A 13315-nucleotide genomic window follows, 5' to 3' on the forward strand; every position below is an offset into this window, starting at 1 on the left:
CATGACTTCAAGCGCTACTCGTTTTGTCGATTTAACCGCAGCTGAACTTGTCGAACACGCTATCCGTCGTGGCGAGGGCACTTTAGCCGCAAATGGAGCTTTTGTTGCAAAAACTGGTCGTCGTACTGGACGTTCACCAAACGACCGTTTCATCGTAAAAGAATCAAGCACAGAAAATGACATCCAATGGGGTAACGTAAACCGCCCATTCGAAGGTGCTAAGTTTGATGCTTTATGGGCTCGCGTAGAAGCGCACGTTCTTGAAAATGACCACTTCGTCTCTCACTTAGAAGTCGGTGCGGATCCAGAGCACTATTTACCAGTCGTTGTAACGACTGAAACTGCTTGGCACCACATTTTCGCTAAAAACATGTTTATCGAACCTAACTCTTATAACAAAACTGATTTACCTGAATGGCAGGTGATGAACGTTCCTTCTTTTGTTTGTGATCCTGAGCGTGATGGTACAAACAGCGATGGTACCGTTATCATCAACTTTGCACAGCGCAAAGTGCTTATCGCAGGTATGCATTACGCCGGTGAAATGAAGAAGTCGATGTTCTCTGTACAGAACTTCTTACTACCAGCAAAAGGTGTGCTACCTATGCACTGTAGTGCAAACGTTGGCGAAGCTGGTGACACAACGTTATTCTTTGGTCTATCAGGAACAGGTAAAACTACGCTTTCTGCGGATCCTAAGCGTTTTCTTATCGGTGATGATGAGCACGGTTGGGCACCTGGTAGCGTATTCAACATTGAAGGCGGTTGTTATGCGAAATGTATCGACCTGTCACAAAAGAACGAGCCTGTTATTTGGGATGCAATCCGTTTTGGTACTATTTTAGAAAACGTCGTGCTAGATGAAACGCGTACTCCTGATTATACCGATTCAAGCTTAACGCAAAATACGCGTGCAGCTTACCCTCTTGAGCATGTTGAAAAGCGTAAAGTTGAAAACCGCGCGGGCGAGCCTCGTGCAGTTGTATTCTTAACTTGTGACGTGAGCGGCGTATTACCTCCAGTTTCAATCCTAAGCGAAGAAGCTGCGGCTTATCACTTCCTTAGTGGCTACACAGCGAAAGTAGGCTCAACTGAGATTGGTTCAACTTCTGATATCGAATCAACTTTCTCAACTTGTTTTGGTGCTCCTTTCTTCCCGCGTCCAGCAGGCGTGTACGCTGAGCTACTAATGAAACGCGTGCGTGAGTTTGGCGCTAAAGTTTACCTAGTAAACACAGGTTGGACTGGTGGTCCTTATGGCATTGGTAAGCGTTTTGACATTCCAACAACTCGCGCCGTGATTGATGCAATCGTAAACGATACATTAGAGGGCGTTGAGACACAGCACATTGAGGCACTAAATTTAGATGTACCAGTGGCAGTGGAAGGTGTTGATAGCAAGCTACTTAATCCGGTAAATACATGGCAAGATCAGGCTAAGTATGCGGAATATGCAGCTAAACTTGCGGCTGACTTCAAAGAAAACTTCGCTAAATACGATGTTTCTGAAGCAATCAAAGCAGCAGGCCCTCGCGGCTAACCTAAGAAAGGTTCCTTTATCAAAAGCGCCCCTTGTTTGGGCGTTTTTTTGCGCCTGATTTTTTACACATGAATATCTTTCAACAAACTTATTATTAACATTTAGGTACATACATGCTTATATATTGCTGATTATTTAAACAGCACGTATAAGGAAAACCATGAAATTACAATTAAAAAAGAAACAACTAAAATCGCTGCAAGCGAAAGATCTAAACAATCAGGCGACCAGAAAAATTGCTGCCGCGGGCGCGACTTTTGGCTCTAGAGTTGATTGTGGCAGTTGGCAAATTTGTGATACTCACGTTGCAATTTGTGAGTCAATGGGACTTTGTCGTTCAGTAGATATCTGCTAATAACGCGATAACCAAGTCCTTTAATAGGGCGAAAACTCGCCCTATTACGACGTACTCCAAAGCTTATTTAGCACCAACTTTTTAAAGGTTAATACAAATTGTTTCATTGTGATTGGAATGATAGCCACAAGCGCAATTCCCTTATCAAAGTCAGGATTAACACAACAGTAAAGTGCAATCTCAGTTTTGCTGCTTTCTCTAAAGCGTGTAATTTCAGCCTCGCTGTAATTGGTTTTGCGTCCAACAGCTTTCAAACACCTTAGGCCATTATAAGGGCTTACCAAGCCAACTGGATTGATGGTGTCATAGAGAATTGCTATCGCGCTATTTTGAGACAAGCTATTCGGATAAACTTCGGCGATATTTTTTGCCATGGCCCTGAACATGGCGGGACTGAGCATGGTATCTGCATATAACAGTTTTCTACGTGGGTTACGTATATAACGTTTTAATACCTCGATAAGAGAAAACCTAAAGGTACTGTTTTTCCCTCTAAAGTCAGGCAAAAAAGCAGCTGAAGCGCCAACAATGCAAACATCCTTGTTGCTATCATCAAAGGTCAATAAGCAATAGCCGACAATGTCACCGCCTGATAAAAACAACCGGAGTCTGCGCTTTGTGCTTTCGCCTTTTTCAAAGTACAAAGCAAAGTAATGCTCTACCTCGACATTGGAAAAGCTTGTCGCTATCACTCGCTTCAATTGGTTTAAATACTGTGTATCTAACACTCCCTTTTGATAGCTTAAATCCCTATGCTTTATTGTGCTCAACTTGCTCGCCTACCCTATTGAAAATCATGCTTCCTCAAGCTTTCCCCGATAAGCTGGCAAAGAAACCTCCGCGATCAGACCACCACCATCTCGATTTCGTAGTCTTACTTTACCGCCGTGTGTGGTCACGATACGTTTGATAATGGCAAGCCCTAAACCACTCCCCTCACTCCCTCTAGCCTGATCTCCCTGTTTAAATGGTTCGAATACAGACTCTAACTCTGACTCAGGAATACCAGGCCCTCTATCCATTACTTTTACGATAACAGCACGGTGCTTGGGGCTATACTCTGTCGTCACCTCAATATCTTGTTCAGAATAACGGATCGCATTTTCAATCATGTTAGTAAACACTCGCTTTAACGCGACGGCATTCATCATTACCGCTGGTAAGTATTCCTCTGCTTGCAGGTGAATTGGTCGCTGATGCTGCTGCTCTGCATGAACAACTTCTTCAATAACCGTGTTAACATCGTCTGCCGACATTTCCGCACCGTTGTGATGACGGAGATATTCGATGAACTGGTCAATAATCGCATTCATATCTTCAATATCGTCGATTATCCCCTCGCGCAGGTAGTCTTCTTCATCCGACATCATTTCAGTTGCTAGACGAATTCGGGTTAAGGGCGTACGTAAATCGTGCGATACACCAGCCATTAACAGTCGTCTATCACTTTCTAGGTCTGCGATCCCTTTAGACATTTTATTAAACGCCCGAGTCACCTCTATGACTTCCGTGGACCCTTCTTCAACAAGCCGGGTTGAAAAGTCCCCGACCCCTACTCGACTAGCAGCAATTTGTAGTGATTTTAGCGGTTTATTTAGATGCCGAGCAAAAAGCCAACCCCCTAACACACTTAAGAAACCAATACTGGAGAGGTAGAAAACTAAAAACTCCATTTTTGTTTCACTGAGTCCGCTAAGCGGCACTCTTACCCAATATCCTGGCGCTTGTGGTGGCTCAACCCAATAAACAACCGGATCTCCTTGGCTTATCCTGACTCGCGCAGAGCCCTTAAGTTGCTCCGACATACTACGAGACAGCAATGTATATTCTTTGGCCTGCCCCAGCCCATTTACATACGCCTCTCTTTGTGTCATCACCTCAATGCCGGTTATCTCAAAAAATTTGCGAGATAGTGTATTGTCCACTTCAACACCATCTTCCCAATCAATGAAGACCGTTTTAACCTGCTTAGCGAGCATCAGATTCACTTGTTCAAAGGTTGGTTTGAAGACGTATAAGGTAACGGTAATGTAAGACACGACTTGATTTATCAATAGTAACGCGCCGACAAAGAAGACGGTTTGCCCAAATGCACTACGAGGTAACATGCTGGCTACTTCACACCGTCAGGCACAAATACATACCCAAGACCCCACACCGTTTGTATATAGCGAGGATTAGAGGCGTCATCTTCAATCATACGACGTAAGCGCGAAACCTGAACGTCAATGCTACGCTCAAGTGCGCTATAATCACGCCCTCTAGCAAGGTTCATTAACTTATCTCGACTAAGCGGCTCGCGAGGGTGACTCACCAGTGCTTTAAGTACCGCAAACTCACCTGAGGTAAGTGAAATTGTCGCTTCCCCATGTTGCATCTCTCGCGTCGCTAAATTAAGGGTAAAGTTACCAAAGCTCACTTCATTTTCTTCTGCCGCAGGCGCACCTGGTACTTCTTTGGCACGACGACGAAGAATGGCTTTTATTCGCGCCAGCAGTTCTCTTGGGTTGAATGGTTTTGGAATGTAATCATCTGCGCCAAGCTCAAGGCCAATAATACGGTCAACTTCGTCACCTTTCGCCGTCAACATAACAATTGGGATCTCATTCTCTTTTTGTCTTAAACGACGACAGATGGAAAGGCCATCTTCTCCAGGAAGCATCAAATCTAACACCATTAAGTGAAAGTTTTCGCGTTCAAGTAGTCTATCCATTTGTTCAGAATTGGCTGCGCTGCGGACGATAAATCCCTGCTCAACGAGATAACGCTCTAAAAGACTGCGTAAACGCATATCGTCATCAACTACGAGCACTTTGGTGGTTTCATTTCCCATTTATATTTCTTCTATTTATTAATTTACTAAAGCTTGCTGATCTGCGACATTTCGTGCACAAATCATCATCCTGTTCATTTAACGCTCATGGCGATAATGGACCATGATATTATTATGCTTAAATATAATTGAATTTGGTGCTTTTCGACACCATACATTGATACTAGATTGTTACCGAACATTACAAGGGTTTAACCCAAAATACCTGAGAAACATGAAAACGAATTTGATCACGCCCGAAGGATACCGCCAACTGCAGCAAGAACATGATCATCTGTGGTTTGAAAAGCGCCCAGAGATCACCAAAATTGTGAATTGGGCAGCGAGTTTAGGCGATCGCTCCGAAAATGCCGACTACACCTTCAATAAACGTTTATTAAGGCAAATAGATAGACGGGTGCGCTTTTTACGAAAGCGTATGCCCGAACTAAAAGTCGTGGAATATAGTCCCGAACAAGAAGGTAAAGTATTTTTTGGCGCTTGGGTAGAAGTAGAAAGCGAAGAAGGCGAGGTTCGTGCATTTCGGATTGTTGGACCTGATGAAATATACGAACGCAATGACTACATCTCCATCGATGCGCCAATGGCAAGGGCCTTACTAAGCAAACAAGTCGATGATGAAATTACGGTCACCACACCGCACGGCCGAAGACTTTGGTATATCAACCAAATCGAATATCGCAGAAACACCGAACAATGATAACATTGAGCTAAATTTTGTTTGCCCGAGATGAGTATTATCTAGGCAACACAGACCGATTAAGAAGAGTATAAGGATTTTGCATGAGCAATATCACACAACGTTTAGCAACTGAGCTTAACGCCAGAGAACAGCAAGTTAATGCTGCTATTAGTTTGCTAGACGAAGGGGCAACCGTTCCATTTATTGCACGTTACCGTAAAGAGGTAACGGGTGGCTTAGATGACACTCAACTGCGTTTGCTTGAGCAAAGGTTAGGTTACTTACGAGAACTTGATGAACGTCGCGAGTTTATTTTAAAAACCATCGATGAACAGGGTAAACTCTCTGCTGAGCTAAGTGCAGAAATACAAGCCGCCGACAGTAAAACCGTACTCGAAGATTTATATCTCCCATACAAACCAAAGCGCAGAACAAAAGGCCAAATCGCGATAGAAGCAGGTTTGGAACCCTTAGCTGACGCTTTATTTGCAGATCCAACATTAGACCCAGAGCAACAAGCGGCCCCTTTCATTGATGAAAGCAAAGGCGTTGCTGACAGCAAAGCGGCTTTAGATGGCGCTAAATTCATTCTCATGGAGCGTTTTGCAGAAGACGCTAAACTACTTGCTAAGCTCCGAGCACACCTTAAAGACAACGCGCAAATCGAAGCAAGAGTCATCGCAGGTAAAGAAGAAGCAGGAAGCAAATACCGTGACTACTTTGAACATAATGAGCTACTAAATAAAATTCCATCACACCGTGCGCTGGCGATGCTAAGAGCACGTAACGAAGGCTTTTTGCAGTTATCTATCAACCCGGAACCAAGTGCAGAAGACGCCGCTCAATTTTGTGCACAGATCATTGCCGATCATTACCGCCTAGCCGTCTCTGGTAAAGCTGCCAGTGATTGGTTGATGGGTGTAGTCCAGTGGGCATGGAAGATTAAAATCGCCCTGCACTTGGAAAACGAATTCTTAGGGTCAATGCGTGAAAAGTCAGAGCTAGATGCTATCGAAGTTTTTGCGAAAAACCTAAAAGATCTGCTGATGGCTGCGCCTGCAGGTGCAAAAGTGACAATGGGTATCGATCCGGGATTACGTACCGGATGTAAAGTCGCTATTGTCGATGCCACAGGCAAACTGATTGCAACCAGTACTATCCACCCTCATGCCCCTCAAAACCAGTGGGATAAGTCGCTGAAGACACTAGAGCAAATGTGTCGCCAATACAAAGTTGAGCTTATTGCTATTGGTAACGGAACCGCGTCTCGCGAGACCGACAAACTGGCCGCAGAACTGCTAAAAAGCGCCACCGAATTAAAACTTAATAAAATCATGGTGAGTGAAGCTGGCGCATCGGTGTACTCTGCCTCTGAATTTGCCGCAAACGAATTTCCAGATCTTGATGTATCTCTACGTGGCGCAGTTTCTATTGCAAGAAGATTACAAGATCCGTTAGCAGAGCTTGTAAAAATCGAACCAAAATCAATCGGTGTTGGCCAATATCAGCATGATGTTTCTCAAAGCCAGTTAGGGCAAACGCTAACTGCTGTGGTCGAAGACTGCGTAAACTCAGTGGGTGTCGATGTGAACACGGCATCGATACCATTACTAACGCGCGTCTCGGGCTTGAATAAAACATTAGCCAGTAACATCGTAAAATACCGCGACGAAAATGGCTCTTTCACGGATCGCAAAGCGCTTAAAAAAGTTGAGCGATTAGGACCTAAAGCATTTGAACAAGCAGCCGGTTTCTTACGTATCGCCAATGGCGACGATCCACTGGATGCATCAGCAGTGCATCCTGAAGCTTACCCTGTTGTCAAAGCGATTTGTAAAAAACAAAATCTAGAAGTGAATACCCTTATCGGTAATCGCGAAGTCTTGAATGGCCTTGTGGCAAATGACTATGTAGATGATAAGTTTGGGGTACCAACGGTCACTGATATTATCAAAGAATTAGATAAGCCAGGCCGAGATCCTCGCCCAGAATTTAAAACGGCGCAGTTTAAAGCTGGTGTTGAGACAATCACAGATCTTAAAGTCGGTATGATTTTAGAAGGTGTGGTCTCTAATGTTGCCAATTTTGGGGCTTTTGTGGATGTAGGTGTACATCAAGATGGACTTGTTCACATTTCAGCACTCACGGATAAGTTTATTTCCGATCCACGTGAAGTCGTTAAAGCGGGAGATATCGTTAAGGTCAAAGTGATTGAGGTTGATGTGCCTCGTAAACGCATTAGCTTTACCATGCGCTTAAACGATGAAATATCTCAAGCTCCAGCGCAAAAACAGAACGCTAAGCCGCACAAAGGAAAACCGGCGCCTAAGTCTTCTAAGCCAAAGTCACGAGATGCAGGTAACGCCGCGATGGGTAATGCTTTTGCTGAAGCCTTCGCAAAGCTGAAGAAGTAATCTCAACAGAACAGTGAACAAAGAAAAGCGCGGCCTTGGTCGCGCTTTTCGTTTGTCGGGGGTTTTAACTCGTTTTCACTGCAATGACCCGCGGAGGAGAAGGCCAATACCTACGGTTAAATTTGCACTGATAGCGATGCGGGTTGGTTAGGCATCGCTACATGTTGATAAAAATTTGAGATCCTGAGCGATCTTGCTTGGATTTCAGGGTCAGCTTCAATTGGCATCGCAACAGCGTAAGGATCTGCATCCTGCTTAAGCTTGGCTTGCTCCTCTTCACTCTCTGCTTTTGCCTGCTCACCACTCAAGCGGCGAGTTTGAATGTTTTGTACCCGCTTGCTATCACTTTGCTCTTCACCACTGATAGAAGCTTTTGCCAACTCAGCCTGCGCCGCCGAGAGTTTTTGAGTCGCATCTGCTGCGATGGCTCTGTCAGCGCCAGATGGTTCTGCTGGTGCTAACGCTGCCGCTCTCACCGTTTGCATTTTTTCAATCGTGCCCTGCGGGTCACCTTCAAGCGGCGCAACGTCGATCATCACCTCACCGCCAATAGCGTAGTTATTGCCATCAGGACCGCGCTGATATTCATAACTCGGTGATCCGGCATATTGCCCACCTACTCTGGCATGAGCCTGCTCATGTAATCTTACTTCTCTATCTCGAGATTTTAATTCTTGAACGACCTGCTCATCTTGCTCTGTTTGTTGCTGCTCTTGTTCATTCTTTTCTTTTTCTTGGCCTTCGCCTTTTTCACCTTGCTCTTTGCCTTGAATAGTTTTGCTTTGCTCTGTTTTACCATCAGAGCCGTAAACTTTTGCATCGTCTACGTTAGAAGAGCGGCCTTTTTCAGAATCGGAGAGGTTGCGGTTTTCAGTAAATGAGGGATTAGTTGGTGCAGGTTTTGGGATCGCTTCACGCAGCTGGTTATCGCGTACAACCGTTTCGGTGTACACGTTGGCAGTGTTTAAATTCATCGCCGGTGGTGGCGTTACTATGTTCATTACACTTTAATATCAATCAACGTACCTAGCACTTCATCTGCAGTGCGAATAGTTTGCACATTGGCTTTCGCGTTAAACTCTTCAACTTTTAAGGCTACCACTGATTCGGTCAAGCTTGGCGTCTCACTCACTGGAGCCGTCACAGCTTCACCGGCACTAGCCCCCTGCAACTGCCGCCCAGCTGCACGTTCAGAATCACTTTGTTGATCGATGGCAGCGCGGTTAATATCAGCACTTGCTTGGGCAATCCCCTGAGCAGCGCGGTTATAACCGTCAATTCCATTATTTAACACATCACCTATTGGCATATTAGCACCTAGATAAACCTTTTCTTACTGACTAATTATTGCGCAAAATATCAACAAAGAAAAGTAAAAGCGGCAATTTTTTGCCGCTTTATTACTCCAAATATTTAAACAATTGATTTAAGGAGTGATAAAAAGGCTTCTTTATGAGAGATAAAAGGCGCATGAGAGGCCTTTGCAAGCGTATGAGCCTTAAAATTTGGATTGAGTACCTGCATTTTCTCTACAGCCGCTTGTGGAACAAGAGAATCTAAACGGCCGAATATACCTATTATGGGAAGTTGCAGCCGTGAAAATTCATCTCGTAAGTCCTGCGATTTTAATATCTCCAGTCCACCAGCTAGTGCTTTCGCCTCCGCTTCCGGCAGTGTGCCCAGTAGCGCTTTGAGTTGTTTGATATCTTCTCTGGCATGTTCACTGCCCATCGCTTGAATCGCTAAAAACCTTTCTATCGTCTTTGCGCTATTGGTTTGCAGTTGAGTCTCAAAGTTGTTTAGCACCTTAGGGGCTATTCCGGGCCAATCTGCTTGCTCACAAAAAAATGGCGTTGAAGCGACCAAAATAACCTTGCTAACTTTGTCTGGAAAATGAGCAGCTAAATACAATGCAAATAAGCCCCCCAAAGACCAGCCTATCAACACGCTTTGTGGCATCAGCTGCTCAGCAATAAGTAAAGCGTTACGCTCAAGAGAATAATCGCCCTCAGCGCTTGGTGTACCACCAAATCCAGGAAGATTGACCGCTTTAATTAGTGTTGTAGGTGCAAAAGCTTCCTCGCATAACTGCCACACCGCTTTGTTCATCCCCCAACCATGGAGCAGCACAACTTCATTTTGCATTTATCTGTTCTCTATACCAAACTTGACGCCATGATAGCTAACCCGGGATGGAAAGCAATGATCCAACTTAATCGGTTATTACCTAAAAAGTGGTGTCAGCCTTGTGTATGTTGTGAACAACGCACAACAGAAGCCTTGCTTTGTCCACACTGCTTACAAGCCTGCTTAGACTTTATGGAACAAGAGATTAATCTACTTAACTACCCCAATATCCAACGCATGGTTAGCCTTGAAGACTGCGATGGGTTAACCGTGGCGAGTTGGTACCGCACGCCTATAAACACATGGTTGCAAGGAATAAAGTTTAACCACAGCAAAGCCTATCAATGTGCCTTAAACCTGCTAGCTCAGGCGCTATGGCAGCGCTTCAGTGAAGAAAATGCTTTCCCTGTAGACCTTGTTTGTTGTTTGCCACTACACCGAAGACGGTTAATCCGACGAGGTTACAATCAAGTTGAGCAAATTTGGCAAGGGCTACCACTCACCCAAACAATACTCAAAAGAACAAAGCACACCAAGCCACAATCTGAGCTGACCAAAGCTAAACGAAAACGTAACTTAAACAATGCCTTTGTGCTCAGCCAACCTGTTGAAGGAAAAAATATCGTATTACTTGAGGATGTGATCACAACGGGCGCGACCATGAATGCAGCGGCAAAAGTGTGTAAACAAAATGGGGCAAAAATGGTGTGGGCGATGGCTATCAGCCTCACACCATTCGACGCTTAAAAGCGTATTATTTGATTGATATAACAGATACCAATCAACTTGCTAAATGTTCTGGACCTTATCTTATGCCGTGTGCAAAGAACAACGCGTTATTTAGCAACCGGCTAGAACCGAACCAAAAGCCACGAAATACCGGGTTGTCAGTCATTCCAACAGCCACCCCACGTCCAGACTTTGACGCAATCAAGACAGAGGAACCTGCGATCTGCTCAACGTTGATATTATCAGTATACCCTGCCAATAAAGGCTTTTGAGTGTAAGTCAACGACTCGATAAATGGCTTATTATTACGATGCATCACCCAAGTACTATTTTTAAAGACAGGTAATTCCCGGTTCTCGAAGCCAAAAGACAAGGGATGACTTAAATCCAAACGCGCATCAAAAATCGCGCCGGCAATCCGCTGCTTTGCCGAAAGGCTATCTTGATCTGCAAAGGTGAGATTTTTGCTGTCAAACTGGGCTCGCATTTCTTTGCTTGAAACCATTTTAGCGTCTAGTAGTTGCTGTTCGATTAGCCACTGTGCACCACGCTTTTGCCCCCAAATCACACCGCCTTTAGCAACCCAACTCAAGAGCTTGGCTTTGCTCTTGTCACTTAAATCTCCATATTTACCATCAGCCAATAAAATATGGGTGTAGCGTGTAAGATCGAGTTTCTCGATATGCTGCTTTTCCACAATCGACGGGGCTAGTTTTAAATGCCTATCCAAATGATACCAAAGCTCACCCGCTTCATATTGACTTACACCCGCACCACCTATGATGAGGACTTCTGGCTTTTGCAGCTGCAGCATTTGTCTTGAACCAAAATCGACGCCACTTTGTGTCATGCCTGTAGTCACACTATATACTGGAAGTGAAAGCTCTCTGGCGATTGTTTCAAGCTCAGTAAACCAGTCCGCTTGCTGTTGAATACCACTTGCTATCACCAATGTACCGGCCTGAAAGTCATGAGAGCCTGAGGTGGTTGATGCTGAAAATGGTGACATTGCAGCTGCTACTTTCACTCCAGCCCGTAAGAGGCGATTTGCTAATTGTGGCGCCAGGTAATGATGCCATTCTATGGTGTAAGCATAACTTCCTGCAACGGGAGCCAATATATTTGAGTCAGTGCTCGATTCACCTTGAAGCTTTAAACCCCAGCCACTTTTTACTGCGGCAAAAGCTAAATCATAAGCATACGGCATCGTCCAACCTGAAACATCGTAGAACGTGTTGTCCTTAAAATGCGTCTGTGTGCTAAATAGTGCTTTTATCAAGCGATATTGCGGCTGGGCTAGAGGAATGTATAAATCCCCTTGCTGATATTCGGTGTTATCAACTTCTTTGGCTTTTGAGAGGTATTTAACCTCTATCTGATGCTGTTTCAATAAATCCACAAACGCTTGAAAACGGTAGTTATCTTTGCCGCGAGCAACAACGTAACCGTTGATTTCATCTTTACTCGCAAGCTCGTTCGCTTGTTGATAAAACTGCTGCTGATAATCAAGTAAAGCGCGTCGATGCGTTATGCTGGCTTGGAATGTCGAGAGACTCGTCGTGACTTGATTTTTAATCGTTTCAGGAAAACTCAACACGCCATACTGAGTTTCTTGTGCATGCCCTCTACTACTAGCTTGTTCGAATAAAATGCCAACCGCACCATTTACGTCGGGGTACGTAGAACCTTTGCCATAATAAAAGTCATCAAAACTCTCTTGAGTGAAATATAACTCCCCTTGCGCATCAAGAGCTTTGGCATGAAACTTACCAATCTCGTTGGTTAGCGCTACGTTTTGTAATGGGGTAATTGGGTGAGTTCTTGATGGGATCCCTGGTTGGAAAAAATACGTACTATTTGGTCCCATTTCATGAAAATCGGTCAGTACGTTTGGTTTCCAACGATGGAACGCTTTGATCCGTGCTTTTGACTCAGGATGTTGTAGTAGTAACCAGTCACGATTGAGGTCAAACCAATAATGGTTAGTGCGACTAGAAGGCCAAGACTCATTATGCTCACGATGTGCAGGATCGGTTGATAGCGACATGCTCTTATTGGCGTTTGCCCATGTAGCAAAACGTGATAAGCCATCAGGGTTCAAAGCTGGATCTAACAATATCACCGCATTATCAAGGAGCTGCGTAACAGACTCGCCCTGCGCCGCAGCTAAATAATATGCCATGAGTACCGCGGCATTGCTTCCTGAAGACTCATTACCGTGCACGCTATACCCCATCCACATCACAACTGGCTGGTCTGAACGGTTTTGGCTACTGCTCAATGAAGCAATATGATCTTGCTGAATACGCGCCAAGTTTTGTTGGTTTTGTGGCGAGCTCGCTTTTAGGAGTAACAAAGGACGTCGCTCATGGCTAAACCCGATTGTTTCGACACTCAGTCTTGGACTTTCGCTTGCAAGGGTATGTAGATAATTAACGATTTGATCGTGGCGCAAATGCCACTGCCCAACTTCATATCCAAATGCTTGTTTTGGCGTAGTTATTGTGGGATCAAATTTTACTTCATCGCCAAAATAATAGGCAATGGGCTTGGCCTGCAAGCTAAAGCTCAACAGCACGATAATACAGCTTATTAACCGCATGATAATGTCCTTTAATTCCGATTACTTTTCAAG

General features: G+C 44.6%; 12 protein-coding genes. 5 read left to right on the top strand and 7 right to left on the bottom strand.

From position 1 onward, the window contains the following. Position 1: 1 nt before the first annotated feature. Both PNC201_RS16580 and PNC201_RS16585 read left to right on the top strand, forming a co-directional pair. On the top strand, positions 2-1540 hold the full coding sequence (locus PNC201_RS16580) for a phosphoenolpyruvate carboxykinase (protein ID WP_010378491.1): 1539 nt from the start codon (positions 2-4) through the stop codon (positions 1538-1540). A 160-nt stretch (positions 1541-1700) separates the two neighbouring features. Further along, positions 1701-1895, top strand: a complete 195-nt coding sequence (locus tag PNC201_RS16585; protein WP_010604365.1) for a hypothetical protein — start codon at positions 1701-1703, stop codon at positions 1893-1895. A 44-nt stretch (positions 1896-1939) separates the two neighbouring features. Here PNC201_RS16585 and PNC201_RS16590 read toward each other — a convergent pair whose 3' ends face one another. The 3 genes from PNC201_RS16590 to ompR are packed head-to-tail and all read right to left on the bottom strand — an operon-like array spanning position 1940 to position 4728. Then, complete coding sequence (locus PNC201_RS16590) at positions 1940-2665, bottom strand: hypothetical protein (protein WP_233525187.1); 726 nt, start codon at positions 2663-2665, stop codon at positions 1940-1942. Positions 2666-2689: 24 nt separating this feature from the next. Then, the gene (envZ, locus tag PNC201_RS16595; protein ID WP_102057658.1) at positions 2690-4003 is read right to left on the bottom strand and encodes a two-component system sensor histidine kinase EnvZ; all 1314 of its coding nucleotides are present in this window, start codon (positions 4001-4003) and stop codon (positions 2690-2692) included. Positions 4004-4008: 5 nt separating this feature from the next. Beyond that, positions 4009-4728: an osmolarity response regulator transcription factor OmpR gene (gene ompR / locus PNC201_RS16600; protein ID WP_010378483.1), complete on the bottom strand. Its 720-nt coding sequence runs from the start codon at positions 4726-4728 to the stop codon at positions 4009-4011. A 214-nt stretch (positions 4729-4942) separates the two neighbouring features. On the opposite strand from ompR, the gene greB reads away from it, so the two are divergent. Both greB and PNC201_RS16610 read left to right on the top strand, forming a co-directional pair. Continuing rightward, complete coding sequence (gene greB / locus PNC201_RS16605) at positions 4943-5428, top strand: transcription elongation factor GreB (protein ID WP_010378480.1); 486 nt, start codon at positions 4943-4945, stop codon at positions 5426-5428. A gap of 83 nt (positions 5429-5511) precedes the next feature. Next, a complete protein-coding gene (locus PNC201_RS16610; RefSeq protein ID WP_102057659.1) occupies positions 5512-7824 on the top strand; it encodes a Tex family protein in 2313 nt (770 codons plus the stop codon). Between the two features lie 116 nt (positions 7825-7940). Here the strand turns inward: PNC201_RS16610 and PNC201_RS16615 are convergent, their stop codons facing one another. The 3 genes from PNC201_RS16615 to bioH all read right to left on the bottom strand — a co-directional run bounded on the left by PNC201_RS16615 (position 7941) and on the right by bioH (position 9969). Then, positions 7941-8825, bottom strand: a complete 885-nt coding sequence (locus PNC201_RS16615; RefSeq protein WP_010604361.1) for a putative metalloprotease CJM1_0395 family protein — start codon at positions 8823-8825, stop codon at positions 7941-7943. Next, on the bottom strand, positions 8825-9133 hold the full coding sequence (locus tag PNC201_RS16620) for a hypothetical protein (protein WP_102057660.1): 309 nt from the start codon (positions 9131-9133) through the stop codon (positions 8825-8827). Before PNC201_RS16620 ends, PNC201_RS16615 begins: the two co-directional genes overlap by 1 nt. 104 nt (positions 9134-9237) lie before the next feature. Continuing rightward, a complete protein-coding gene (gene bioH / locus PNC201_RS16625) occupies positions 9238-9969 on the bottom strand; it encodes a pimeloyl-ACP methyl ester esterase BioH (RefSeq protein ID WP_102057661.1) in 732 nt (243 codons plus the stop codon). 57 nt (positions 9970-10026) lie between these two features. Between bioH and PNC201_RS16630 the strand changes: the two genes are divergently transcribed. Next, positions 10027-10698, top strand: a complete 672-nt coding sequence (locus PNC201_RS16630) for a ComF family protein (RefSeq protein WP_102057662.1) — start codon at positions 10027-10029, stop codon at positions 10696-10698. A gap of 58 nt (positions 10699-10756) precedes the next feature. Here the strand turns inward: PNC201_RS16630 and PNC201_RS16635 are convergent, their stop codons facing one another. Continuing rightward, positions 10757-13282, bottom strand: coding sequence for a M14 metallopeptidase family protein (locus PNC201_RS16635; protein WP_102057663.1), 2526 nt, complete (start codon positions 13280-13282; stop codon positions 10757-10759). Positions 13283-13315 lie beyond the last annotated feature (33 nt).

Source organism: Pseudoalteromonas sp. NC201 (assembly GCF_002850255.1).
GTDB lineage: Bacteria > Pseudomonadota > Gammaproteobacteria > Enterobacterales > Alteromonadaceae > Pseudoalteromonas.

What these genes read in the sequence shown, in the direction of transcription:
- PNC201_RS16580 (WP_010378491.1), top strand. Translation starts at nt 2, where the DNA reads ATGACTTCAAGCGCTACTCGTTTTGTCGATTTAACCGCAGCTGAACTT.
- PNC201_RS16585 (WP_010604365.1), top strand. Translation starts at nt 1,701, where the DNA reads ATGAAATTACAATTAAAAAAGAAACAACTAAAATCGCTGCAAGCGAAA.
- envZ (WP_102057658.1), bottom strand. Translation starts at nt 4,003, where the DNA reads ATGTTACCTCGTAGTGCATTTGGGCAAACCGTCTTCTTTGTCGGCGCG.
- ompR (WP_010378483.1), bottom strand. Translation starts at nt 4,728, where the DNA reads ATGGGAAATGAAACCACCAAAGTGCTCGTAGTTGATGACGATATGCGT.
- greB (WP_010378480.1), top strand. Translation starts at nt 4,943, where the DNA reads ATGAAAACGAATTTGATCACGCCCGAAGGATACCGCCAACTGCAGCAA.
- PNC201_RS16610 (WP_102057659.1), top strand. Translation starts at nt 5,512, where the DNA reads ATGAGCAATATCACACAACGTTTAGCAACTGAGCTTAACGCCAGAGAA.
- PNC201_RS16615 (WP_010604361.1), bottom strand. Translation starts at nt 8,825, where the DNA reads ATGAACATAGTAACGCCACCACCGGCGATGAATTTAAACACTGCCAAC.
- PNC201_RS16620 (WP_102057660.1), bottom strand. Translation starts at nt 9,133, where the DNA reads ATGCCAATAGGTGATGTGTTAAATAATGGAATTGACGGTTATAACCGC.
- bioH (WP_102057661.1), bottom strand. Translation starts at nt 9,969, where the DNA reads ATGCAAAATGAAGTTGTGCTGCTCCATGGTTGGGGGATGAACAAAGCG.
- PNC201_RS16630 (WP_102057662.1), top strand. Translation starts at nt 10,027, where the DNA reads ATGATCCAACTTAATCGGTTATTACCTAAAAAGTGGTGTCAGCCTTGT.
- PNC201_RS16635 (WP_102057663.1), bottom strand. Translation starts at nt 13,282, where the DNA reads ATGCGGTTAATAAGCTGTATTATCGTGCTGTTGAGCTTTAGCTTGCAG.